The sequence below is a fragment of the Acinetobacter sp. TW_SC_4 genome, from assembly GCF_054861205.1.
Map to the genome: position 1 here is coordinate 706,703 of NZ_CM142174.1, position 25,521 is coordinate 732,223.

Annotated in this window: 24 protein-coding genes; 12 read left to right on the forward strand and 12 right to left on the reverse strand. The window is 43.5% G+C overall.

Going from position 1 to position 25,521, the window contains the following annotated elements; translation table 11 throughout:
- The first annotated feature begins 8 nt into the window (after positions 1-8).
- From alr to ACWM1W_RS03385, 3 genes are all read left to right on the forward strand, one after another.
- Complete coding sequence (gene alr / locus ACWM1W_RS03375; protein WP_375725929.1) at positions 9-1,139, forward strand: alanine racemase; 1,131 nt, start codon at positions 9-11, stop codon at positions 1,137-1,139.
- Between the two features lie 20 nt (positions 1,140-1,159).
- Entirely contained in the window at positions 1,160-1,522 is a 363-nt protein-coding gene (locus ACWM1W_RS03380; RefSeq protein ID WP_005234286.1) for a RidA family protein, read from the forward strand.
- Positions 1,523-1,674: 152 nt separating this feature from the next.
- Positions 1,675-3,114: an amino acid permease gene (locus ACWM1W_RS03385; RefSeq protein WP_375725930.1), complete on the forward strand. Its 1,440-nt coding sequence runs from the start codon at positions 1,675-1,677 to the stop codon at positions 3,112-3,114.
- 55 nt (positions 3,115-3,169) lie between these two features.
- Here ACWM1W_RS03385 and ACWM1W_RS03390 read toward each other — a convergent pair whose 3' ends face one another.
- Both ACWM1W_RS03390 and ACWM1W_RS03395 read right to left on the reverse strand, forming a co-directional pair.
- Complete coding sequence (locus tag ACWM1W_RS03390; protein ID WP_004783286.1) at positions 3,170-3,622, reverse strand: CopD family protein; 453 nt, start codon at positions 3,620-3,622, stop codon at positions 3,170-3,172.
- A gap of 23 nt (positions 3,623-3,645) precedes the next feature.
- A complete protein-coding gene (locus tag ACWM1W_RS03395; RefSeq protein WP_034170676.1) occupies positions 3,646-4,875 on the reverse strand; it encodes a beta-ketoacyl synthase N-terminal-like domain-containing protein in 1,230 nt (409 codons plus the stop codon).
- A gap of 275 nt (positions 4,876-5,150) precedes the next feature.
- On the opposite strand from ACWM1W_RS03395, the gene ACWM1W_RS03400 reads away from it, so the two are divergent.
- The 7 genes from ACWM1W_RS03400 (at position 5,151) to rimI (ending at position 13,071) form a co-directional block, all read left to right on the forward strand.
- Entirely contained in the window at positions 5,151-6,656 is a 1,506-nt protein-coding gene (locus ACWM1W_RS03400; protein WP_375725931.1) for an EcsC family protein, read from the forward strand.
- A gap of 151 nt (positions 6,657-6,807) precedes the next feature.
- A complete protein-coding gene (gene rpsL / locus ACWM1W_RS03405) occupies positions 6,808-7,182 on the forward strand; it encodes a 30S ribosomal protein S12 (protein WP_004783283.1) in 375 nt (124 codons plus the stop codon).
- A gap of 180 nt (positions 7,183-7,362) precedes the next feature.
- On the forward strand, positions 7,363-7,833 hold the full coding sequence (gene rpsG, locus ACWM1W_RS03410; protein ID WP_004783282.1) for a 30S ribosomal protein S7: 471 nt from the start codon (positions 7,363-7,365) through the stop codon (positions 7,831-7,833).
- A gap of 130 nt (positions 7,834-7,963) precedes the next feature.
- The gene (fusA, locus tag ACWM1W_RS03415) at positions 7,964-10,099 is read left to right on the forward strand and encodes an elongation factor G (RefSeq protein ID WP_034170678.1); all 2,136 of its coding nucleotides are present in this window, start codon (positions 7,964-7,966) and stop codon (positions 10,097-10,099) included.
- A 93-nt stretch (positions 10,100-10,192) separates the two neighbouring features.
- Positions 10,193-11,383 (forward strand): elongation factor Tu, encoded by a 1,191-nt coding sequence (gene tuf, locus ACWM1W_RS03420; RefSeq protein WP_004781663.1) that lies wholly within the window; start codon positions 10,193-10,195, stop codon positions 11,381-11,383.
- Positions 11,384-11,617: 234 nt separating this feature from the next.
- On the forward strand, positions 11,618-12,499 hold the full coding sequence (locus tag ACWM1W_RS03425; RefSeq protein WP_375725932.1) for a metal-dependent hydrolase: 882 nt from the start codon (positions 11,618-11,620) through the stop codon (positions 12,497-12,499).
- A 113-nt stretch (positions 12,500-12,612) separates the two neighbouring features.
- Complete coding sequence (rimI, locus tag ACWM1W_RS03430; RefSeq protein WP_375725933.1) at positions 12,613-13,071, forward strand: ribosomal protein S18-alanine N-acetyltransferase; 459 nt, start codon at positions 12,613-12,615, stop codon at positions 13,069-13,071.
- A 32-nt stretch (positions 13,072-13,103) separates the two neighbouring features.
- Here the strand turns inward: rimI and ACWM1W_RS03435 are convergent, their stop codons facing one another.
- The 4 genes from ACWM1W_RS03435 to trxB all read right to left on the reverse strand — a co-directional run bounded on the left by ACWM1W_RS03435 (position 13,104) and on the right by trxB (position 16,569).
- A complete protein-coding gene (locus ACWM1W_RS03435; RefSeq protein WP_261634917.1) occupies positions 13,104-13,850 on the reverse strand; it encodes an IS5 family transposase in 747 nt (248 codons plus the stop codon).
- A gap of 107 nt (positions 13,851-13,957) precedes the next feature.
- Complete coding sequence (locus tag ACWM1W_RS03440) at positions 13,958-14,773, reverse strand: arginyltransferase (RefSeq protein WP_312319011.1); 816 nt, start codon at positions 14,771-14,773, stop codon at positions 13,958-13,960.
- A 21-nt stretch (positions 14,774-14,794) separates the two neighbouring features.
- Positions 14,795-15,526 carry a leucyl/phenylalanyl-tRNA--protein transferase gene (gene aat, locus ACWM1W_RS03445; protein ID WP_180031891.1) on the reverse strand — a complete coding sequence of 244 codons (732 nt, stop codon included), beginning with the start codon at positions 15,524-15,526 and terminating at the stop codon, positions 14,795-14,797.
- Between the two features lie 83 nt (positions 15,527-15,609).
- On the reverse strand, positions 15,610-16,569 hold the full coding sequence (gene trxB / locus ACWM1W_RS03450) for a thioredoxin-disulfide reductase (RefSeq protein ID WP_375725761.1): 960 nt from the start codon (positions 16,567-16,569) through the stop codon (positions 15,610-15,612).
- Between the two features lie 238 nt (positions 16,570-16,807).
- Between trxB and ACWM1W_RS03455 the strand changes: the two genes are divergently transcribed.
- Positions 16,808-19,852, forward strand: coding sequence for a DNA translocase FtsK (locus ACWM1W_RS03455; RefSeq protein WP_312308581.1), 3,045 nt, complete (start codon positions 16,808-16,810; stop codon positions 19,850-19,852).
- 60 nt (positions 19,853-19,912) lie between these two features.
- Here ACWM1W_RS03455 and ACWM1W_RS03460 read toward each other — a convergent pair whose 3' ends face one another.
- The 6 genes from ACWM1W_RS03460 to ACWM1W_RS03485 form a co-directional block, all read right to left on the reverse strand.
- A complete protein-coding gene (locus ACWM1W_RS03460) occupies positions 19,913-20,200 on the reverse strand; it encodes a PA4642 family protein (protein ID WP_004783267.1) in 288 nt (95 codons plus the stop codon).
- Positions 20,201-20,445: 245 nt separating this feature from the next.
- Positions 20,446-20,718, reverse strand: coding sequence for a cell division topological specificity factor MinE (minE, locus tag ACWM1W_RS03465; RefSeq protein WP_004783265.1), 273 nt, complete (start codon positions 20,716-20,718; stop codon positions 20,446-20,448).
- 2 nt (positions 20,719-20,720) lie between these two features.
- Entirely contained in the window at positions 20,721-21,533 is an 813-nt protein-coding gene (gene minD / locus ACWM1W_RS03470) for a septum site-determining protein MinD (protein WP_004646120.1), read from the reverse strand.
- 66 nt (positions 21,534-21,599) lie between these two features.
- Complete coding sequence (minC, locus tag ACWM1W_RS03475) at positions 21,600-22,313, reverse strand: septum site-determining protein MinC (protein WP_104426556.1); 714 nt, start codon at positions 22,311-22,313, stop codon at positions 21,600-21,602.
- 159 nt (positions 22,314-22,472) lie between these two features.
- The gene (locus tag ACWM1W_RS03480) at positions 22,473-23,537 is read right to left on the reverse strand and encodes a preprotein translocase subunit SecA (RefSeq protein ID WP_175966840.1); all 1,065 of its coding nucleotides are present in this window, start codon (positions 23,535-23,537) and stop codon (positions 22,473-22,475) included.
- A gap of 2 nt (positions 23,538-23,539) precedes the next feature.
- Positions 23,540-24,481 carry an acyltransferase gene (locus ACWM1W_RS03485; protein ID WP_175966841.1) on the reverse strand — a complete coding sequence of 314 codons (942 nt, stop codon included), beginning with the start codon at positions 24,479-24,481 and terminating at the stop codon, positions 23,540-23,542.
- A gap of 253 nt (positions 24,482-24,734) precedes the next feature.
- Here ACWM1W_RS03485 and ACWM1W_RS03490 point away from each other — a divergent pair, with 253 nt between their 5' ends.
- Complete coding sequence (locus ACWM1W_RS03490) at positions 24,735-25,388, forward strand: OmpA family protein (protein ID WP_375725762.1); 654 nt, start codon at positions 24,735-24,737, stop codon at positions 25,386-25,388.
- The last annotated feature ends 133 nt before the right edge of the window (positions 25,389-25,521 follow it).

A 25,521-nucleotide genomic window follows, 5' to 3' on the forward strand; every position in this document is an offset into this window, starting at 1 on the left:
AGAAATTTATGCCACGTCCAATACACGCGGTTATTCATCAACAGGCATTGCAACATAACCTGCAAGTTGCACGTTCCTGCGCACCTCAAAGTCAGGTCTTTGCAGTAGTTAAAGCTGATGCCTATGGGCACGGCATAGAGCGGGTTTATGCCGCATTAAAAAGTGCCGATGGTTTTGCCTTTCTGGATCTTATTGAAGGAAAGCGTTTGCGTGCCTTGGGCTGTGACAAGCCCTTATTGTTGCTGGAAGGCATTTTTGGCCTTGAGGATTTATTCGACTGCGCCAAGTATGAGATGGGTTTTGCAATTCATGCCCAGCATCAACTGGAATGGTTAAAAACCTTTGTCCAATTACAGCCAGACGTACAGTTTGATGTCTTTTTAAAAATGAATAGCGGAATGAACCGGCTCGGTTTTTTACCTGAGCAGTATTCTTCCGCTTTTCAGGAATTAAAAAATATTCAGCAAGTACGCTCTATCAGTCATATGACACATTTTTCCGATGCGGATGGCCAGCGTTTTGGATTGGATGGCATTGAGCATCAAAATCTGATTTTTAGCCAGACCATTCAGGGGCTTGAGGCTAAAACCTCACTCAGTAATAGTGCGGCCATTCTACGCCATCATCAAAGCTCGCATTCCGATATTGTACGTAGCGGCATCATGCTTTACGGCAGTTCACCTGACTATCCCACCCATACGATTGATCACTGGAACTTAAAGCCGACCATGACTCTGCGTAGCGAACTGATCGCAATTCAGCAGGTTCGGGCAGGAGACAGCATCGGTTATGGCTCTACTTTTATAGTTGGGCAGGATATGCAGATTGGAATTGTGGCCTGTGGTTATGCGGATGGTTATCAGCGAATCACACAAACTGGAACACCGGTTTTGGTAGATGGGATTCGAACCCAAACGATTGGTCGCGTCAGTATGGATATGCTGGCGGTTGATCTGGATTCTGTCCCGGATGCACAGATTGGTAGCGAAGTTGTGCTGTGGGGACAATCCATTCACGGCACAGTATTACCGATTGATGAAGTAGCCGCGGGTTCGGGTACGGTTGGCTATGAGCTGATGTGTGCCATCACCCAACGTGTGCCCGTGCAGATTGAAAGTTTAAGATTAAACAAATATTAGAAATAAGAGAGGATAAAATTATGACGGAACATATAGATATTCAGCGTTTGAACAGCAATCAGGTGATGAGTGCTGTCACCATTCACAATCAAACCGTGTATTTATCAGGGCAGGTGCCGGATAGCATCAGTCTGGATATTCATGGTCAAACACGTGAAGTGCTCATGAAGATTGATCAACTCCTTAAACTGGCAGGTACAGACAAAAGCCGTCTGTTATCTGCACAGCTCTTTGTTAAAAACCTGGAAGACTTTCAAACCGTCAATGCGCTCTGGATTGAATGGCTCGAGGGATGTGGTACACCAGCACGCGCAACCATTCAGGCGGATCTGGTAAATCCCGCCTGGTTAATTGAAATTGCAGTGATTGCAGCGCTCCCTTAAGTTGTTTCAGATTTTTATATCTCCCAACTTGATTTTGTAAGCATATCAGGCCTGATCATTTAATCCATTAAATGAAACTGCATCTGCAATCAGGATTTCAGGAAGAAATCCGATCAGATGAGCGAGGGCCTGATGTGAAAAAGGAACCGAATATGAATACAGCCTCTTCTAAAGATGATGCATCCTCATCTCCCCATGAATTACAACGTAAGCTCTCTAACCGCCATTTGCAGTTAATTGCCATTGGTGGTGCCATTGGTACAGGCCTGTTTATGGGTTCTGGTAAAACGATTGCACTGGCAGGGCCTTCAATCTTGTTTATCTACATGATTATTGGAGCCATGTTCTTTTTCCTGATGCGTGCATTAGGGGAAATCCTGTTATCCAATTTGCACTATAAATCCTTCATTGATATGGCGCATGACCTGATTGGTCCGGGGGCTGGCTATTATATTGGCTGGTCGTACTGGCTGGGCTGGATTCTGGTCGGCATTGCTGACTTAGCGGCAATTATCAATTATCTAAATTTCTGGCTGCCGCCCGACATGACCTTTACACCCATGGGGCAGGCCATGATCAGTGCTGGCTGTGTATTGCTGGTACTAGGAATTAACCTGCTGACCGTGAAGCTGTTTGGTGAAATCGAGTTCTGGTTCGCCCTGATTAAAATCTTGGCGATTTTGGGCCTGATTGCGATTGGCGGATATATGATCTTCAGCGACTTCCAGGCACCAAGTGGTTCGACTGCCAGCCTGACCAATGTCTGGGCCTATGATGGTATGTTCCCTAAGGGCACAATGGGCTTTCTGGCTGGTTTTCAGATTGCAATGTTTGCTTTCGTAGGTGTAGAGCTGCTGGGTACGATGGCGGCTGAAACCAAGGATCCGGAAAAGAACTTGCCTAAAGCAGTGAATGCGATTCCTACACGGATCATCTTGTTCTATGTATTGTCTCTGCTGGTGATTATGTCTGTAACGCCGTGGGTAGAAATTCCTGCTGATCAAAGTCCTTTTGTGACTCTTTTCTTGCATGCGGGTATTCCCGTATCAGCCATTATCATGAATCTGGTGGTGCTGTCTTCTGTAATGTCTTCCATGAACAGTGGCGTGTTCTCTACCAGCCGGATGCTGTTTGGTCTGGCACGTGATGGTCAGGCACCCCAGGCTTTGGCTGAGCTTTCAAGTCGTGCAGTTCCGGCTAAAGGTCTGTTATTTTCCTGTGCCTTTATTATGGCGGGTGCAGCTTTCCAGTATTTTGTGCCGAACACGATGGAAGCCTTTACGCTGGCCAGCTCACTCTGTGTGATTCTGTTTATCAGTATCTGGGGACTGATTATGGTGTGTTATATCCGTTACCGTAAACAGCAACCTGAAAAACATGCCACTTCGACCTTCAAAATGCCAGGCGGAATCTGGATGTCCTATCTGGTGCTGATCTTCTTGTTTTTTGCCTTAGTTATTTTAAGTCTGGAAGCAGATACCATGAAAGCACTGATGATTAGTCCGCTTTGGTTGGCGATTCTGTTCGCCACCTATCATACTTTGTATAAACCACGTCTTCGTAAACGTCAGCAACTTCTCTCCGGAGAATAAAGTGCAGACATAAAAAATCCCCGATCAATCGGGGATTTTTTAATTTTAGGGAATTTTAGAAAGTAGGTTTTACCACCACTAAAATCACCACAGCAAATAAAATCAGCGTTGGCATTTCATTAAAGAAGCGCCAGAACTTGTGTGACTTGTAATGGGCATTTTCCATCAGTTTCTTACGATAATAACCACATACCAAATGGTAAATGACTAGCAAGCCAACCAGGCCGACTTTCAGATAGAACCATAAGGCTTCATGGTAATGACGCGTTGCATCACCCCAATCGACTAGAAAGTGTGCTGTGATCAGCGTGGCGACCATGGCTGGCCACATGATTCCGCGATACAGCTTGCGTTCCATAATTTCAAAGCGTTGATGACTTACGACATCTTCACTCATGGCATGGTAGACATAAAGCCGTGGCAGATAGAACAAAGCAGCGAACCAGCAAACCACAGCAATAATATGTAATGCTTTTACCCACAAGAAAGCATCAGAAGGAGCATCCATCAAGTCACCCTAAAATGGGCGGCTTAGCCTTCCCATTTTTTGAAAACGAGACAAGCATTTACGCCGCCGAAACCGAAACTGTTACTCATCACAGTATTCAATTTTGCGTCACGTTTTTCAAGTACGATATCAAATGGTTTTGCGCCTTCATCCAGTTCGGTCACGTTGATGTTTGGTGCAATAAAGTCATTTTGCATCATCAGGATAGAGTAGATCGCTTCCTGTACACCTGCAGCACCCAGGCTGTGACCTGTCATAGATTTAGTCGAGCTGAGTGGAGGAACCTGACCTTCACCGAAGGCACGTGCCATGGCTTTAAGTTCAGTAACATCACCTGCTGGAGTAGAAGTACCATGTGTATTCACATAGTCAATTTTATCTACGCCATGCTGTTTGGCTTCTTCTAGAGCCATCAGGATACAGCGTGTTGCACCTTCGCCAGATGGAGCAACCATGTCAGCGCCATCCGAATTGGCTGCATAAGCCACAACTTCAGCCAGAATATTCGCACCACGTGCCTGAGCATGTTCTAGAGACTCAAGTACCACGAAACCGCCACCGCCAGCAATCACGAAACCGTCACGGTCTACTGAATATGGACGAGAAGCTGTTTCAGGAGTGTCGTTGTATTTAGAGCACAATGCACCCATCGCATCGAATAGCAGGCTTTGAGACCAGTGATCTTCTTCACCACCACCGGCAAGCATTAGATCCTGTTTACCCAGTTGGATCAGGTTGTAAGCATAACCAATGGCATCGGCAGAAGTTGCACAAGCACTAGTAATCGAGTGTGCAATCCCTTGTAATTTAAATGCCACACCGACGTTCGCAGTAATGGTATTTGACATGTTGCGTGGGACGAAGAATGGACCGACTTTGCGTGCGCCTTTTTCTTCCAGCAATTTTGTCATTTCTACTACAGATGCTGTCGAGTTGCCGCCTGAACCACCGGCAATACCATAACGTGGATTATTCGCCAGATCTTCCTGTTTTAAGCCAGCATGTTCAACAGCAGCCACCGCAGCATTGTAGGCATACATCGCACAAACGCCCATAAAGCGTTTCAGCTTACGGTCAATACCATCAAAATCCTGTTCAGCAGCAGCGCTAACATGGCTCTTGAAATTCAGTTCAGCATAAGTCGGATTAAAACGTGTTCCTGAAATCCCGTTTTGTAAAGAGTGATTCACATCCTCTAATGTATTACCAATGCACGAGTTAATACCCATACCAGTGATGACAACACGTTTCATCTACAGATCCTTATAGTTTATCTCTGGGGCAGCGGGAGATATCTGGCGTTGATAAGACAGCAAAATATAGCGCTAACCCCTATTTCACAATGCAGAACATCATAGCAGAAAGATTTTTGAAATCTTATGGCAAATGTTATGCCGTGTGACAGTAGGTTGAATTTATAAAGTACTGTGTAGAGCTTTTACTAAATGAAACAGAATAAGGTTGAGATAAATGCTGACTACACCTAGTATTTATACCAAATACAAGCACGTGCATGCTGAGGTAAAAAATGGTAAATGCTAATAATAAACAATCTAATGGTCTGATTTCGAATGCCTTTGGAGTGGCGAAAAAGTTCAGTTCAACAGGTTTGGAACTGCTAAATCATGTTGCACCAGATTCTGTGACTAAAACCTTCAATACTGATCATGCTGTTGATGGCTCGGCAAAAGTCAAAAGCCCTTTTGCTTCAAAAAAATATGAAAACCCCAAAGACATGCTACGCGAACATCTTCCAAATGTTTCCCGTCAGTTGCTGGGCCGTCGTTTTAATACCGTGAATAATGTCGCGCATTTTGTTTCTCCCCAGCTGGCCGACAAAGTATCTGACTACTTTTATAATCACCTGAATCAGTTCAGCAACCAGATGAGTTCGGTTGATGCCATCCTGAATGAAGCTGGGGCGAAGGATCTGGAAGAACTAACTCAGGACACTACGCGTTCACAACGCATTTCTCAGGCGTTTGCCGAGCAAAATAAATGGATGGCGACGGTACAAGGCGCTGTAAGTGGCATCACTGGCGTATTGGGAACCGCGATTGATATTCCAGCTTCTTTGCTGATGGCACTGCGTACAATTTATCAAGTGGGACGCTCTTATGGTTTTGACCTGAGCAAGGAAGACGATCAGGAAATCGTACAGCATATCTTTAGACAGATTGATCTCAGTCTGATTGCAGAAAAACAGGCGCTGTTGATGGGGCTTAAAGCGCTGAGCAGTACTTTGAAAACACATGACCTTTCCCAGTTGCAGACTATGCTTGGATCAAGCAATGATGTGGAAACACTGAAAAAATGGCTCAGCAATCAGGATGGTAGCATGAAGTGGGAATGGATGAACCATTTCCCGAAACTGTCTTTATTAGAGCAGTTAACCAAACTGACTCCATTGGCGAGTGCAGGGATTGGCGCAGTCTATAGTCATCGCTTTGTGAATGATGTGAACCAGAAAGCACAAGAAGTATTCTCTCATGCCCGTCAGTATCTACAGCAGCATCAGGATCTAGGTTTGTCGCCATATGCTGCCTATGAAAAAGCCGTTGACCTGCTCCAGCAGGCGACCCCGAAGCTGATGGAAAATCTTGATCATTCAGCCGCTGATAAAGATAAGCCAATTCTGGATAAAGAAATCCCAATTGAAGGCAATCAAACTATCAAGCAAGTCAAACTGGTTAAGAAAGATCAGGAAAGCTTGAGTCCGGAAGAAGCTGAAGTGAAAAAAGATGAAAAGGTCAGTGAAGGTCTGGATGAATTGACCGATAAACTGGTTGAACACGCCGATGCTAAACAGGAACAAAAACCGGCTATTCCAAAAGATTCTTTTGATGCAGATGCAGCACTGGAAGAAGAGCTCGGCTTGCAGGAAAATGACACAGAAATGTTACAGGCAGCCGCTGAAGAAGAGACGGATACAAACAAGCCTGAAAACTCCGAGACTGCAGACAAACAAACGCAAGCTGAGGAAACTACGGAAGATGTTGCAAAAAATGCTGCCACGAAATCGAAAAATAAGTGATTTTCGCCATAAAATAAACGCTTAAAGTCGAGATGCGATCGTATTTTGCCTGACTCCGGCATATTGACCGATTTTGCATCTTGACATACAATTGCATGCCCTCAAAAAGTAGTATTTTTTTGGGGCTTTTTATTAACGGGAGAATTGCCACATGGCAACAACAAATCAGTTGATCCGTAAGGGTCGTACGACTTTAGTTGAAAAATCTAAAGTTCCTGCGTTGAAGGCTTGTCCACAGCGCCGTGGTGTTTGTACACGTGTTTACACAACTACACCTAAAAAACCTAACTCAGCAATGCGTAAAGTTTGCCGTGTTCGCTTAACTTCAGGTTTCGAAGTTTCTAGCTACATCGGTGGTGAAGGCCATAACCTACAAGAGCACAGTGTTGTTCTTATCCGTGGTGGTCGTGTTAAAGACTTACCAGGTGTGCGTTACCATACCGTTCGTGGTTCTTTAGACTGTGCTGGTGTTAAAGATCGTAACCAAGCTCGTTCTAAATACGGTACTAAACGTCCTAAGAAATAATCTTTTGAGATTAAGTTCTTATTTCGCTAGAACTGCAATCCTTTATCGTCTCGCTTGTCTGATTTCTGCATTTAATTTTGTGAAAATTCAAGCGACGTGTAGTAAGGCCAGCGAATGCACACGACACTTTGTGCTACTGCTGGATTAACCTGAAGTGTCATATTTATAGGTAGTTTTAAAATGCCAAGACGTCGCGTAGTCGCTGCTCGTGAAATCCTTCCGGATCCTAAGTTCAGCAGCCAAACAATCGCTAAATTCATGAACCACGTAATGCAAGATGGTAAAAAATCTATTGCTGAAAGTATCGTTTACGGTGCTTTAGACCGCGTTCAAGAAAAATCTAAAGTAGACCCAGTTGAATTTTTCGAGACTACTCTTGAAAAAGTTCGTCCTATGGTCGAAGTAAAAGCACGCCGTGTTGGTGGTGCTACATACCAGGTACCTATGGAAGTGCGCCCATCCCGTCGTACTGCCTTGGCTATGCGTTGGTTAGTAGATGCTGCTGCTAAGCGTTCTGAAAAAACTATGGCTTTACGTCTTGCTGGCGAGTTGCTTGATGCAGCTGAAGGTAAAGGCGCAGCGGTTAAAAAACGTGAAGATGTGCACCGTATGGCTGAAGCCAACAAAGCATTCTCTCACTACCGTTTCTAAGCAAATAAAACAGGCCCTTATCAGGACGGTGATGATATGGGTTTCACCCAATTGTCATCAAAGCGCTTTAAGTTGCTAGCAACTTAAAGCGTCCTGTTTTAAACAACAAAATTTAGGAATGCAAGAGATCATGGCTCGTCAAACCCCAATTTCTCGTTACCGTAACATTGGTATCTCTGCTCACATTGATGCGGGTAAAACCACAACTACTGAACGTATCTTGTTCTACACAGGTGTATCTCACAAAATTGGTGAAGTACATGATGGTGCAGCAACAATGGACTGGATGGAGCAAGAGCAAGAACGTGGTATTACCATTACTTCTGCTGCTACCACTACATTCTGGTCAGGTATGTCTAAGCAGTTCCCAGAACACCGTATCAACGTAATTGATACCCCGGGACACGTTGACTTCACAATCGAAGTTGAGCGTTCTATGCGTGTTCTTGATGGTGCATGTATGGTTTACTGTGCGGTAGGTGGTGTACAACCTCAGTCTGAAACTGTATGGCGTCAAGCTAACAAATACCAAGTGCCTCGTTTAGCATTCGTGAACAAGATGGACCGTACTGGTGCAAACTTCTTCCGTGTTGTTGAACAAATGAAAACACGTCTTGGTGCGCACCCTGTACCTGTAGTAATCCCTGTTGGCGCTGAAGAAAACTTCCAAGGCGTTATCGACCTGATCGAAATGAAAGCGATCATTTGGGACGAAGCTTCACAAGGTATGAAGTTCGAGTACGGTGATATCCCTGCTGATCTTCAAGAAACTGCTGAAGAATGGCGTACAAACATGGTTGAAGCTGCTGCTGAGGCTTCTGAAGAGTTAATGGATGAATACCTGAACAACGGTGATTTGACTAAAGAGCAAATCGTTGCTGGTCTTCGTGTTCAAACATTGGCTTGTGAAATTCAACCAATGCTTTGTGGTACAGCGTTCAAAAACAAAGGTGTTCAACGTATGTTGGACGCAGTAATTGAATTCTTGCCGTCTCCTACTGAAGTTAAAGCAATCGAAGGTATCCTTGACGACAAAGCTGAAACTAAAGCTGTTCGTGAAGCATCTGACGAAGCTCCGTTCTCTGCGCTTGCGTTCAAAATCATGAACGACAAATTCGTAGGTAACTTAACTTTCGTACGTGTTTATTCTGGTGTTCTTAAACAAGGTGACTCTGTTTATAACCCAGTGAAATCTAAACGTGAACGTATCGGCCGTATCGTCCAAATGCACGCGAACGATCGTCAAGACGTTGAAGAAATCCGTGCTGGTGACATCGCTGCGTGTGTAGGTCTTAAAGACGTAACTACTGGTGATACACTATGTGATGAGAAAAACATCATCACTCTAGAACGTATGGAATTCCCAGAGCCAGTAATTGCATTGGCTGTTGAACCAAAAACTAAAGCTGACCAAGAAAAAATGTCTATCGCTTTAGGTCGTTTGGCTAAGGAAGATCCATCATTCCGCGTTCGTACTGACGAAGAATCTGGTCAAACAATTATTGCTGGTATGGGTGAGCTTCACCTTGACATCATCGTTGACCGTATGAAACGTGAATTCAACGTTGAAGCGAACATTGGTAAACCAATGGTTGCTTACCGCGAAACAATCAAAAAGACTGTTGAGCAAGAAGGTAAGTTCGTACGTCAAACTGGTGGTAAAGGTAAATTCGGTCACGTATACGTACGTTTAGAACCGCTTGATCCTGAAGCTGGTAAAGAATACGAATTCGCTGAAGAAGTTGTAGGTGGTGTGGTACCTAAAGAATTCTTCGGTGCAGTTGACAAAGGTATCCAAGAACGTATGAAGAATGGTGTCCTTGCTGGTTATCCAGTAGTTGGCATCAAAGCGACATTGTTCGACGGTTCTTACCATGATGTCGACTCTGACGAATTATCGTTCAAGATGGCTGGTTCTTATGCCTTCCGTGACGGTTTCATGAAAGCAGATCCTGTTCTTCTTGAACCTATCATGAAAGTTGAAGTAGAAACTCCAGAAGACTACATGGGCGATATCATGGGTGACTTAAACCGTCGTCGTGGTATGGTTCAGGGTATGGACGATTTACCTGGTGGTACTAAAGCAATTAAAGCTGAAGTTCCACTTGCTGAGATGTTTGGTTACGCAACTCATATGCGTTCTATGTCTCAAGGTCGTGCGACTTACTCTATGGAATTTGCTAAATATGCTGAAACTCCACGTAACGTGGCTGACGGCATCATTTCTAAGTTCCAGTCTGGCGGTAAAAAAGGTGACGACGAGTAATCTTTCGATTACTATAAGCCCAAACTAATTCATAGTTAAAAACCAAGCGCTCATGCAGTGATCCTGCATGAGCAGTTCAAAAAGGAAGATCTCATGGCTAAGGCTAAGTTCGAACGTAATAAACCACACGTTAACGTGGGCACAATCGGTCACGTTGACCATGGTAAAACAACTTTAACAGCTGCGATTGCAACTGTATGTGCTAAAAAATTCGGTGGTGAAGCGAAAGACTACGCTGCAATCGACTCTGCACCAGAAGAAAAAGCACGTGGTATTACAATTAATACTTCACACGTAGAATACGATTCTCCAACTCGTCACTACGCTCACGTAGACTGCCCGGGCCACGCCGATTATGTTAAAAACATGATTACTGGTGCTGCTCAGATGGACGGCGCGATCCTTGTATGTGCTGCGACTGACGGTCCAATGCCACAAACTCGTGAACACATCCTGCTTTCTCGTCAGGTAGGTGTACCTTACATCGTTGTATTCTTGAATAAATGCGACCTTGTAGACGACGAAGAGCTTCTTGAGCTGGTTGAAATGGAAGTTCGTGAACTTCTTTCTACTTACGACTTCCCAGGTGATGACACTCCTGTAATCCGTGGTTCAGCACTTGCTGCACTTAACGGTGAAGCTGGTCAATACGGTGAAGACGCAGTTGTAGCTCTTGTTGAAGCGCTTGACTCTTACATCCCAGAACCAGAACGTGCAATCGACCAAGCATTCTTGATGCCAATCGAAGACGTATTCTCAATTTCTGGTCGTGGTACAGTTGTAACTGGCCGTGTTGAAACTGGTATCATCAAAGTTGGTGAAGAAGTTGAAATCGTGGGTATCAAAGACACAGTTAAGACTACTGTAACTGGCGTTGAAATGTTCCGTAAACTTCTTGATGAAGGTCGTGCTGGTGAGAACTGTGGTATCTTGCTTCGTGGTACTAAACGTGAAGACGTACAACGTGGTCAAGTACTTGCTAAACCAGGTTCTATCAAACCGCACACTAAATTCGATGCAGAAGTATACGTACTTTCTAAAGACGAAGGTGGTCGTCACACTCCATTCCTTAACGGTTACCGTCCACAGTTCTACTTCCGTACAACTGACGTAACTGGCGCGATTTCTTTGAAAGAAGGCGTTGAAATGGTTATGCCTGGTGACAACGTAGAAATGTCAGTAGAACTAATCCACCCAATCGCAATGGACCCAGGTCTACGTTTTGCGATCCGTGAAGGTGGTCGTACAGTTGGTGCTGGTGTAGTTGCTAAAGTAACTGCATAATCGCTGATTGTGTAAAAAAAGCGTCCCTTTGGGACGCTTTTTTTATATCTGTAAATTTAACTTATTTATTTTCAAGCATATTTAAATTGTCTAACAATATATTTACAAGCTGTCCTTAAGTGATATTTCACTGACCTTATCTGCCCTTATGTGAAAAATTCAACGCAGTAATATAACTATAAGAATTTTAATAATTAGATTTCAGCTCTATATAGAATTGATGGGAGTAAGTGTATGAATGCTCAAGTGAAAATTACCAACCGTGCAGGCGCAAGTTTTCCGGTACGTCGTATGAGTTTTGATTTTGATCAAGTGCCAGAGTGCTGGATGAATGGTTTAGCAGGACTGACTCACTTTATGACTGCACTCTCTGCATTATTCCCGGCAGGCGAAAAATTCTTTATTGATTCTGTTCGCGCTGTACGTCAGCATCCAGCAATTAAAGACAATGAAGCATTGCAAAAAGAAATTTCTGCCTTTATTGGTCAGGAAGCCATGCATACCCAGGAACATGTTGGCTTTAATGCCTCAGCGCAACGCCATGGCCATGACGTTGATACGCTAGATCATTATACTGACCGAGTCATTCAAACTGCACGCAAAATCTTTGCGGCAGTCGGTAAGCCAGTTGGTATTACCCAGGAAATGGTCGACCTCACTGCTACGACTGCACTAGAACATTTTACTGCGACCATTGCATCTCAGTTACTGACCAATCAGCATATTCAGGAACTGATGAAAGATGACACCATGAAAACCATGTGGCTCTGGCATGCAATTGAAGAGAATGAACATAAGGCCGTGGCCTATGATGTATTCGAAGGTGTTTTCGGTAAAGGTTTAAAATCTTATCTACTGCGTACCACTTCACTGGTTGCGGCGATGGTCACGCTATTCTTTGTACAAAGCTACTTCGTATTGCGTTTATTGAAAGAAGACCGTCAGTTAAGCCTTCAATCTTTAAAAGAAATCTATACTTATGGTTATAGTCCATCTAAAGGAATTATTACCGGTATGGGCAAAGAAATGTTGATGTACTTTAAACCTGGTTTTCATCCAAATGATCATGACACCCATAGCTTATTGCAAAGCTGGAAACAAAAACTGGGCCTTTAATTTGAAACTAGATTAAAAGACTGAAGAGCAACCTAAGTTGCTCATTTTTTTGCTCGATTTTTTAAATAAAGTTTTTATAATGCGGAGGTTAATTCTAGATAAGATGAACGAAGATGATTCGTTTGATGCAAGCTGCGGATGTACCAGCCGTTGCCAAGATTGAAACCAAAGTACAATCCCATCCCTGGACCTTTAAACAATTTGAAGATGCTGTTACTGCCTATCAAAGCACTGTGATTGAGCAGACAGGGCAGGTCGTAGGGTTCTGCATTTTACAGCCAGTATTGGATGAAGCCAATTTATTACTGATGGCGATTGATCCTGCGCAACAGGGTAAGGGATTGGGTTATCAGCTATTAGATGAATCCATCCAGTTGTTGAAAAATAATCCGGTACAGATCTTTCTGGAAGTACGTGAAAGCAATACTGCTGCGATTAAATTGTATGAAAAAACCGGTTTTCATCAGATTGACCTGCGCAAGAACTATTATCCGAATACGAATGGCACTCGGGAACATGCCATTATCATGGTGAAGTCCTGTACTGACGATTTTGCCAGCTTGTTTAAATAGGGTCTGTTGACATTTACTGTTCATAATTAAACCTATAAAGGTAGCCATAAAAATATACAGGCTAAGGCAACAGAACTTTGATAATTTCTTTTGAGCTTGTCATATCGAGTAGCTATTCCTCTAAATTGCTTTAATCTACAAAACATATTTTCAACTAAATGCCTGATTTTATATAAATACCAGTCCATATGATCATTGTTCGATTGGCTATTTATTTTCTTTGGTATATTCGCTTTTGTCCCTGTTTTTCTGATCTGTTCACGCAGTGGTTCTGAATCATAGCCTTTATCTGCGCAGACCACTTTTGTCTCTTTTAAGTCTAATGTTGATATTAAATCAGGTGCAACTTTGACGTCATGTGTGGTTCCATCGGTAATCATGAAATCAACAGGATTGCCATTTGCATCAACAATCAAATGTATTTTTGAGGAGTTTCCTCCTACACTTTTAGAAATGGATTGATTCGCTATACCGGCAGAATGTTGATGAGCACGTACGTGAGAGCCATCAATAAAAATCCACTCCATATCGGGGCATGATGCTAATAATTTGAATAATCTAAGCAACTTACCACTGCTTGACCAACGATTAAAACGTTTGAAAATAGAGTTTGATTGACCGAAATAGGAAGGAATATCTCGCCACGGACAGCCTGTTCTAATTCTATAGAGAATAGCTTCAATAAAATTACGTAAGTTTGAGTTGTGATGAATAGATAAATTACGCAAAATAGTTTTCAACTTTTGCCAGTGTTGATCTGTCAGCATGGTACGAGGCATAGCGAATAGTAAAATTGGGTTTGGCGATTTGATTTTACTACTTCGCTATTTTTTAAGCTAAAAGTGTCAACACACCCTAATATTCCGGCTCTTATTTGACGACTAACTTACTTGATGATGGGATTATTCCATCCGCTAGGCAAAGTCGTCATCAAGGAGTTTCCCAGATGTTCAATCTCCACCGGGGTAAGGGTGCGGTTTAATCGGCGCCATTGCCCGTCGATCAATAATTCAAGTGGCAAGTATTGAGACTTGTAGTTCATTTTGGCTGAATGTGGAACCCAGTAGCCTAGATAGACAAACTGCAAACCAAGTTTTTGAGTGTGTTCAATCTGTTTCAGAATTGCAAAGGCACCAAGAGAGCGGCGGTTTTTATCAGGATCAAAGAAAGTATACACCGCTGAAACGCCATCATCGAGCAGGTCACAAGTCGATACACTGATCAGACGGTCATCTTTCCATAATTCCAGAAAGAAACTGTCGGTACAGCTTTGCAGTAAAAACTTTTCGAACTGGTCACGGCTAGGTGGATACATATCACCATCTGCATGGCGTTCATTAATATAACGTTCATAGAGGGCATAATGTATATCTGTGGCCTGTTCAGGATGGGTAATTTTAACCGTCAAATCCTGATTACGTTTCCAGGCTTTTTTTTGCGAGCTGTTCATTTGGAATCCATGAACAGGAATACGTGAAGATAAACATTGACGGCACAGGTGGCATTCAGGCCGATAGACAAAATCACCACTACGACGGAAGCCGGTACGAGAAAGCTCGGACAGCGTCACTACATCAATACGGTGCGCTGGATCAAGAAAAACCATGCGCGCGGACTTGTTCGGCAGATAGCTACAGTCATGCGGCGGAGTAATATAATACTGTAAATCGTTCAGCAGGGACTGTGGTTGATAAGAGTTCATAACAAGTGCCCTCTGTTATTTTCATTCACTTAATCGCGCAGACTGCGCTATTGTTTTACTTGAAAATACACCGTCTTGATACTTTTTCCAATTGATCGCAGGCTGTTTTATCACATCCTGTAACGATTTAAGATATGTATGGCGAGAAATTGTACAGGCACCTAGACTCATCAAGTGATCATTCACCAATTGACAGTCAATCCAGGGCAACTGATTTTCTCTGCCAATCAGCATTAATGTATAGAAAGCCATTTTAGAAACATCGGTTTGGGTACTAAACATGGATTCACCAAAGCAGCCCTTGCCGATAGTCACCCCATAGAGTCCACCTACTACGCGATCTTCATCCCAAACCTCAATACTATAACCATAACCTGCATCAAACATGTCGCAATAACCTTGAATGATCTCTTCACTAATCCAGGTCTCATCTGCATAAGCGCGAGGCAATGAGCAGGAACGGATCACTCTTTCAAAAGCATGATTCACCGTAATTTTATAATCCTGCTTTTTCATGCTTCGAAGTAGCGATTTGCTTGGATGATAATCCTCTGGCCGGATAATGCAGCGTGGTTCCGGACTCCACCAACAGATCGGATCACCTTCAGAAAACCAGGGAAACAGACCATGGGTATAGGCCTCATACAAAGTAGAAGGGGAGAGGTCTGCACCGATACAAATCAGGCCTTCGCCTTCAAGATCCGCTTCTTCAGGATTGGGGAAAATGTACTGTGAAGGAGGAAGAAGATGCATGCAGAATCCTGATCTTGTAATAGACTGTTTTTATCATACATAAAAAAACCGCCCATGATGGACGGTCTTTTTATTTTCGCTGCTTAGTCTAATTTGCCCATGGCATCAAGATATTTTTCTGCATCCAGTGCCGCCATACAGCCTGAACCTGCAGAAGTAATCGCCTGACGATAGATACTGTCTGCAATATCGCCTGCAGCAAATACACCTGGGATAGAAGTTTGAGTGGCATTGCCCGCGGTACCGCTTTGCACCTGAATATAGCCATCACGCAGTTCTAGCTGGCCTTCAAACATGGTGCTATTTGGTTTATGACCAATAGCAACAAACAGACCCGAAACTTCAACATCCTGAGTTGAATCATCTTGAGTAGATTTTAAACGCACCGCAGTGACGCCAGTGGTATCACCCAACACTTCTTCTACCTGATGATTCCAGATAATACTGATTTTGTCTTCTTTTTCTTTTTCAAAAAGATGGTCTTGCAGGATTTTTTCAGAACGTAGCGTGTCACGACGATGGACCAGAGTCACATGGGAAGCGATGTTAGAGAGATATAACGCTTCTTCAACAGCGGTATTACCACCGCCTACAACCATCACTTTTTGTTCTTTATAGAAGAAACCGTCACAGGTTGCACACGCGCTTACGCCTTGACCCATAAATGCAGCTTCTGATTCCAGACCCAGGTATTGCGCAGTTGCGCCAGTACAAATGATCAGGGCATCACAAGTAAATTCTTCCATATCACCTTTGAGAACGAATGGACGAACGTTAAGGTCAACTTCATTGATATGATCATAGACAATTTCAGTACCAAAACGTTCTGCATGAGCCTGCATACGTTCCATTAAAGCTGGACCAGTCAGACCTTCAGGATCACCAGGCCAGTTATCTACTTCAGTCGTTGTGGTTAATTGACCACCCAGTTGCAGACCTGCAATCAGAGTCGGTTTTAAGTTTGCACGCGCTGCATAGACTGCTGCGCTATAGCCAGCAGGGCCAGAACCTAAAATAATCAGTCGTGAGTGACGTGCGCTCATTCGCTGTATCCTTTTTTATTTAGAAATTTATTGAATTATACGTGAAACTGTATAACAGTGGTGTGAGATTAAAGTCGATATTATTGATCATCGAAATCGATTTAGGCTATATAGAAGAAGTACACAATAATGCATCTTTTTTGATGCAACAGGTGCATAATATGCATTTTATTGCGACGCTTTTTTTGAAGCATACCAGCAAAAGAATATTCATGAAGAATTGGTTACAGGACAGTATATGACAGCGGTGTCGAGTGCCTATGCACAGCGCTTAGTAATGACATTATTTTTAGTCTCATTTGGGATTTATCTGTTTCTTGCAACAGTGACCTATACGCCATTTGATCCGGGGTGGATGCATATCTCTAGTGATACGCAGACAGTTTCAAATGCGAGTGGGGTTGCGGGGGCCTGGATTTCAGACCTGTTATTTGGCTTTCTCGGCTGGGCAAGCCTGCTGATCCCTGTTTATCTGTTTATGGAAGCAATCCAGGTCTGGTGGCCGCGCAGCTTCCTGAACCGTCCATTCCGTTATGCTGCCCAATTCTTCCTGTTATTGACCACATCAGCATTGCTGTTTCTATTCTGGCAAGTTCCAGCTGATACGCTGGACAATTCTTCAGGCGGCATTATTGGCTATGAGCTGGGCCAAAGTCTTGAACAATTACTAACTGTCTATGGCGCAGCTTTTTTCTTGCTTGTGCTTTGGGTGGTTCTGTTTACCTTGGCATTTGGTGTGAAATGGAACAAGACCTGGAGCAGTCTCAAGGCAACGCCTGCTTATCTGCAAGACCTGTTCTACCGTAATGTGCCAGAAGGTATGTCGGATTTTGACCGTACTGCACCTGTTATTAAAAAAGAAGCAGTAAAAACAGCTGCCAAAAAAGTGACAGTACCAGTCACTGCCGCACCTGAACATAATCTGGTAGAAGTCGATCCTGTAGTTCGCGATCATGTCGCTGAGCGCCTGTTTGAGGATTTTGCAGATAAAGAATCGCACCAGCCTCACCACTATGAAGAAGATATCTCTGAACCTGTACAGGCATCAGTTACAGAACCTGTTCAGGAAGCACCGCGAACAGCAGAGCCGGATCGTGTGGTGGCAACAGGAGAGGTGTGGCGTGTGTTACATTCCAATGAAGACCAGCGTCACAAGCAGGATATCGATGCTTTACTTAAAGCTGCAGAAGAAGAGCAGGCCGAATTTTCTCCTGACGCATTTGCAGCTACACCAACAAATCACAGTGCTCATGAAGTGACATCATCCGCTACAGCTAAGAATAATCTGGACTGGGATGATGATGAAATTTTTGATGAGTTATTGGCAGCAGTTCCGCAAGGTAAAACCGCAACGGATGTGCATAGCCCGTTCAATTCAGCAGCAGCTGAAAAATCCCTCAGAATTGTAGAAGATGCTGGAACGGTCAGTTCCACTGCTGCTCCGCTCGTGGCTGCACATGCGATTAAAAATACCAGCCTGGAAGCGGACTTTGATGATCTGGATGACTTGCTGGTTGAAGCTGATGAGCCAAAACCCGCACCTGTACGTGCATCAAGCTATGCCCAGTCTTCTGCTTTTGTTCAGGCACCGATTCAGCGTGTAGAGACAACAGCTCAAACCGCAGCGACTAATGCAGCAGTTCGGGAAGCATTGTCCAAAGAAGAATTTATTGAAGCTTGGCATGAAACTGCCGGTAAGCCTCAGGATGAAGACGAGTTTGACTTCGATGCGCCACTGACGGATGCCGCTGGTCGTCCAATGTCACGTGCTATGCAGGTCGCTGAGCGCCGTAAAGACCTGTCACCATTGCCGGGTCTGGAATTGCTGGATAAAGTTGATCCGAACAAAAAAGTGAATTTCACTGAAGAGCAATTATCCCGTTTATCAGAACTTCTGGAAATCAAACTTCAGGAATTTAACGTTAAAGCCAAAGTAGTCGAAGCTCAACCAGGTCCAGTCGTGACACGTTTTGAACTAGACCTTGCACCTGGTGTGAAAGCTTCCAAAGTCACTAATATTTCACGTGACTTGGCCCGTTCGATGTCAATGGCTTCAGTACGTGTAGTCGAAGTTATTCCAGGTAAGCCTTATATCGGTATTGAAGTTCCGAACAGCAGCCGTGAAATGGTGCGTTTGATTGAACTGGTACAGATTCCAAAATTCAATGATCCCGATGGCATTTTGTCGATGGCCATGGGTAAGGATATTTCAGGCAATCCGGTAATTACTGAACTGGGTAAAGCACCGCATATGCTGGTAGCAGGGACTACAGGTTCTGGTAAATCGGTGGCGGTTAACTCGATGATTCTATCGATGCTATTAAAATACACACCTGATCAGTTACGCTTGATTCTGATCGATCCAAAACAGCTTGAATTGGCCAACTATAACGATATTCCACATCTGTTAACGCCAGTCGTGACTGATATGAAAGATGCGGTCAGTGCCTTGAACTGGTGTGTGAATGAAATGGAACGCCGTTATAAGCTGATGTCCTTCCTGAAAATTCGTAAGCTCAGTGATTATAACCGTAAGGTGGAAGAGGCGCTTGCCAATGGTGAAGAGCTATTTGATCCAACCTGGAAAGCCAGTGAGTCTGTGGCAGGGGAGCGTGCGCCACGTCTGACACCACTACCTTCAATTGTGATCGTAGCGGACGAGTTCGCAGATATGATCATGCAGGTCGGTAAGAAAGCTGAAGAAATGATTACCCGTCTGGCACAGAAATCCCGTGCTGCTGGTATTCACCTGTTACTGGCCACTCAGCGTCCATCGGTAGATGTCATCACCGGTCTGATTAAGGCGAATATTCCAACACGTGTCGCACTTCGTGTGAACTCGAAAATTGACTCACGTACCATTCTAGATGCAGGTGGTGCAGAAGACCTGCTAGGTCATGGTGATATGCTGTTCCTTGGCCCGGGTAAAATTGAGCCTGAGCGCGTACACGGTGCCTTTATTGCCGATGATGAGGTGAACCGGATCTGCGATGCATGGCGTGAACGTGGTGCACCAAACTATGTGGATGAGATCCTGACTCCATTTGATGAAGAACCGTCTAGTCGCGGCTTTGAGGATGGTGGAGATGGTGGATCAGATCGAGATGCGCTGTATGACCAGTGTGTGGCTTTTGTTTTGGAAACACGCAAAGCATCAACTTCATCTTTGCAGCGTAAATTCAGTCTAGGTTATAACCGTGCTGCACGGATCATTGACCAGATGGAAGAAAATGGCATTGTCAGCTCAATGGGTGCCAATGGTAAGCGTGAGATTTTGGTTTAAATCCAGAATCTCGAGTGATAAAAAAGCCTGCTTAAAGCAGGCTTTTTTATGCATTTCAATTTATGCAAATTTTTCTAATACTGCCAGGAACTCGGCACTTTGACGTGGATAAGTGGCAATCACGTCATGAATGCGCTGTCCTTCTGGATTGGTGGCGTTAAGATCGCGACCGTCTGCGACAAATTTGGTTAACAGGCGCTCATAGTCAAAAGGACGCATATGCTTGAATGCATGATAAAGCACATGAAAATCTGCATTGACGCCTGCAGGAGGAAGCTGATTCAGGTAGGCATATACACGCTCATCTGACCATTCTTCGTTAAAGGTCGCTGGTTGAGATAATGCCATCGCAATCTCCTTGATGTAATTCTTCGGCATGAAAAAAGGCAAAATATGAGTTCGCAAGAGGCAAAGTCTTATCATGCACTTTGTCCATTCGAAGTATCACTTCACGTTTTGAGACTAGATAAAATAATAATTACTATCAAATCTACGCGAAGCAAAGCTTCTTGTCTTGCACCTCAACAAAGCGGTGCTTTGTTGAGGCTCATATTTTGCCTTGAATCAATTTACTTGACTAATCAAAATTCAGATTATCGCTCTTCAGGTAAATTGATATTCATTTCAAGCATTTCAATATTTGCTTCAGAACGTACCTGCATCTGAATGTGCTGTTCATCAACTCCGCGGACGTAGCGATTGACCACTTGCATGATTTCTGTCTTCATCTGGTCAATTTTATCCTGACTCAAACGGCGCCCCAAACCCTGTTCAGAAGCAACAATGACTTTCAAACGGTCTTTTGCGGTTTGTGCGCTTGATGGTTTATCCTCGCTACTAAAAAGTTTACTCCAGAATCCAGCCATGTTTACGCTCCAAATAATCGTGCTAACCAGCCCTTAGGTTTTACCTCAATATGACGGTAAGGACGCTCTTCACCAAGGAAACGCGCCACCAGGTCATCATAAGCCTGACCCGCTGAAGCCTCAGTAAAAAGAATCACTGGCTTACCTTCGTTTGATGCTTGTAAAACGCTTGGACACTCAGGAATAACACCTAGGGTCGGTACACGTAAAATATCCTTAGAAATATCGTCAATCGTCAGCATTTCCTGTTTATCGGCACGTTCCGGATTGAAACGGGTAATACACAGATGCTTACGGATGCGACCTTCGTTTTGTTCTACTTTTTTTGTTTTGCTATCGAGCATACCAATGATACGGTCAGAGTCACGGACTGAAGAAATTTCAGGGTTGGTCACAATGATCGCTTCATCCGCATGGTACATGGCCAGAATGGCACCACGCTCGATACCGGCAGGTGAATCACAAATAATATAGTCAAATTCCTGCGAAAGCTCATCCATTACACGTGCTACACCCTCATCGGTTAAGGCATCTTTATCACGTGTTTGGGAAGCAGGTAAAATATATAAATTCTCAATATCTTTATCGCGAATCAGTGCTTGTTGTAATCGTGCTTCGTTATTTAAAACATTCACAAAATCATAAACTACACGGCGTTCACAGCCCATAATCAAATCAAGGTTACGTAAACCTACATCAAAATCAATAACAACAGTTTTGTGACCACGTAGGGCTAAACCTGTTGCAAAAGATGCACTTGTTGTAGTTTTACCTACACCACCTTTGCCTGATGTTACGACAACAATTTTCGCCACCGAATCCACTCCTGTTATGGTTCAAATCCCCTGTTTAAAATGGGGTTTTTGGTGTTTATTTATACATTAAAATTGTAGAGCTTCAAATACAAGCTCATGTTGATCATTCAAGTAAATATGCACTGATTTTTTGACCACATGCGGAGGAATGTCATCCGCTACGCAATAGGTGCCTGCGATCGAAACCAGTTCTGCTTCGAGGCTATGACAGAAAATACGTGCCGCCGTATTGCCACCGACACCTGCAATGACACGACCACGCACGCTGCCATAGACATGAATATTGCCTGAAGCAATCACTTCTGACCCACTGTTGATACCGGCATTGATAATAATGTCGCCATTATACTGCACGATACATTGGCCAGTACGCAGAATTTCATCATGATATGAAGTGATATGCGCAACGATCGGGGCAGCAGGCGCTTGATCATCATTCACCGCTGTAGGTTCTGGTTTAACTTCCACGACCTGTTCTTTGGTGGCTTTAATTTCCTCTAACTGGCGATCAGGTGGCAGTACCGGGAACTGAATGGCGCGCGCCTGATCTCCAAGTAAGCCTTCAGTAACAGCCATAGGCTGTACATCCAGACTGATTAACAGTTGAATCAGCGCAATGAGTTCCTGTTCAACTGAACTTTCAATTACCGCCAATGTGCCTGGCGGAAATGCTGCTTGTAATTTTGGGCTAAGTTGCTGGCGGATTGCATCATGATCATTGGTATCTAGGCTAATGCGTATCGCATTGACCATTCTGCCTTTTATCCGTATGTCAGCCATAATTCTTCCTTAAATACTTCTGACGTGCTGGTTTTGTGTCGAAGCAATGTTGTAAATAGTGCAAATCCTAGAACAAATTTCGTTAATTCTCTAGCGATCCAAGTTATTTTTTTATACGAATAGAATCGGCTTATCTTAGCCGATTCCACAAATGAAAACTCATCTATCTATTGAGCCCTGATTTTGCTCATGTTCTTCTAAAATCTGTTGCCACTGTTTGACTTTCACCTGTTTTCGGATTGCTTCAAGTGTTTCAAAAACAGCCGATTCGACCAATTTATCAATATGTGGATTATGTTCAATCTGAATCTGGCTGATTTTATCTGAAATTAGGGTAAAAGTCGGATTTTCTTTTTGACCTGTGTGGGTAAATGGTTCAATTAGTCCTTGCGTAATATTTTCTCCCAGGCGTTGACCAATACTTTGAATTTGCTGTTCAATCCGGCTGCCCACAATTGGAATCAAACGTAATAATTGGGTCAGTTCTGGAGTATCTTCAATCGCCTGATTGACTACTTGCCCTACATTTTTAGCGATCATGGAACGTTGTGATTGTAATTCCTTGCCCAAAGATTCTTGCAAGATATCTGCCAAAGCAATGGCCAGTAATTTACGGTGATGTTCCACCAAATCATCAATTAACTGTTTATGTGATGTGCTCGTGGTCAGTTCACGCTTGATACCATCCAGTACGGTAAGTACCACCCGGCTGGAAAGCTCTTCCATCAGCATGTTGTAATAAAAGTTACCTTGGCGATACCAGCGGTTGGGAATTACTTTATAACCATGACTATGCAGGTTGTAGCCAATAGCAACCGCACGTAGCAGGCGCAGAAAACGTAGCTGAGGGATAATGGATAAAATTTCATACCAGTGTACAAAAGGGAAGAACCACCAGCGTCGATGATGACGCAGGACAATTGCGATGACCCAGCGTGCCAGTAATTCACAAACCAAGAAAGTGGTAAACCAACCCTCTGTAATGATGACCCAAGGGCGTAAATCACTTTTATAAAACTGCAAGATTTCCGGTAAACGAATGAAGTCAAACAACCACTGCCCAAAATCGCTCATCAGAATGGCATTGGCACTGAGACAGAACAGATTGATGATGATTAAAACCATCATGAAAATGTCGTAAATCAGTGCAATTTTCCAGCCCCATGTTCCTTTACGAACAAATTTAAATGAGCTGGACATAATGTCCGGATTGTCGCTCTTCATAATTACTCGGTTACAGATCCGACTGGGGCTCGGGCAAAGTTCTGCTTCATTTGTGCGATGAGCTGATCTTTTTCAGTCCAGATTTGATCAATCCATTTTTGAAAACGTGCACGATATTCAGCATCATCTTCATAATTGCCGCCCAGTACCCAGTCAGGAATATCAATTTTTCTTAAATTTACCGCAATACGTGGCACTTCACCTAACCAAAATTCACCATAGCTCGGAATACCATCAAGATAAACAATGGTCATGTCGACCAGCGCATCAATTTTATCGCCGAGAATACTGAGCGCCAATGCCAGACCACCGGCTTTAGGTTTCAGTAAATGTGTATAGGGAGACTGCTGCTGATCATGCTTTTCTTGGGTAAAGCGGGTGCCTTCCAGATAATTTAACAGGGTAAAAGGCTGACTGATCAGCTGTTCACAGGATTTACGTGCCTCTTCCATATCCCGATATTTCAGCGCAGGATTTTTAGCAATCTGTTCCTTGCTATGCCGTTTCATCATTGGAAAACCCAAAATTTTAAAGGCCTGACCAACAAAAGGAATAAAAATAAGTTCCCATTTGGTAAAGAAGCGCGTCAGGGGCATACGGGTCAGACCGAAGTATTGATTGACAGTAGTATCGACCCAGCTCTGATGATTACAGGTCATCAAATAACGGCCCTGCATATTCAAATCCAGTGATTCATCTACGCTGATTTGCCATTGCGTGTTTTTCAGCACATGCTCAATCAGCCAGTTGTTGACCCCTAACCAGCTGTTGGTAATCTTGATATTGGTTTCATCCACTTTTGCGGATTTTTTAAAAATTTTGGTTAAACCCAAGGCCAGCACCGGGGGGCCATGAAAAAAAGTACTACCAGTCATGACTGAAGTGACCGTCAGGCCACGTGCCAGTTTTTTTAAAGTCGGTTGCTTGTTGCTATTCGATGACATATCCAAACAGTCCCCACAGATTAATCGCTCAAATTTTTTCATATTTTGAGTAATATAGAGACAGTTAGGCAAATAAAAAAGCCTGAACAGGAAACTATGAAGATATTGTGACGAACTACTTTGATTTAGTTACATATAAACATTACAAAATATTACTAAACGATTTATTATTAACAAAAATTCAATGGTTAGCCCATTCAATTTAAATCATTATCTCGTTTATACAACAAAGCATACAACAAGGAGTCATGCGATGCGTGCACTAGTCATTTCAGCAGCTGTAGCAGGGGCCGTAGCACTTACAGGTTGTCAATCAACTGGCAGTAACATCGGTGGTGTGGAATATGATAAAGCGGCTCTAGGTACTTTAACTGGTGCTGCAGCTGGCTACGGCGTTTCTAAAAGTAATGCCAATACTAGCCGTCAAAACAACCGTGCAGCAGCAATTGGTGCTGTGGTAGGTGGTGCAGCGGGTGTCTATCTGGATAATAAAGAGAAAAAATTACGTCAAGCAACAGCGGGTACTGGCGTAGACGTTAACCGTAATGCAGATGGTTCGATTAACCTTGTAATGCCTGGTGCGATTACATTTGACACTAACAAGTCAAACATCAAACCAAACTTCTATGCAACATTGAATAAAGTTGCTCAAGTTCTAACTGAAGACAGCCAAAGCGGTATTTTGGTAACTGGTTATACAGACAGCACTGGTAATGACTCAATCAACATTCCATTGTCTCAAGCACGTGCACAATCTGTTGCGAACTACCTTGCTGGTCAAGGCGTAGCACGTACTCGTATTAATGCACAAGGTCTTGGTTCAGCGAACCCGATCGCAGACAACTCAACTGCGGCTGGTAAAGAACAAAACCGTCGTGTAGAAATTGCAGTATATGCCGTTCAGTAATCACTGATTTTGCAGAAAAACCACCTTCGGGTGGTTTTTTTATGTTTGAAAGATGACGCAGGAAAATGAATTTTCAATTAGGCATCTGGGCATGAGATGACTATAATCGGAGCCGAATCTAGAAGAGGAAGCC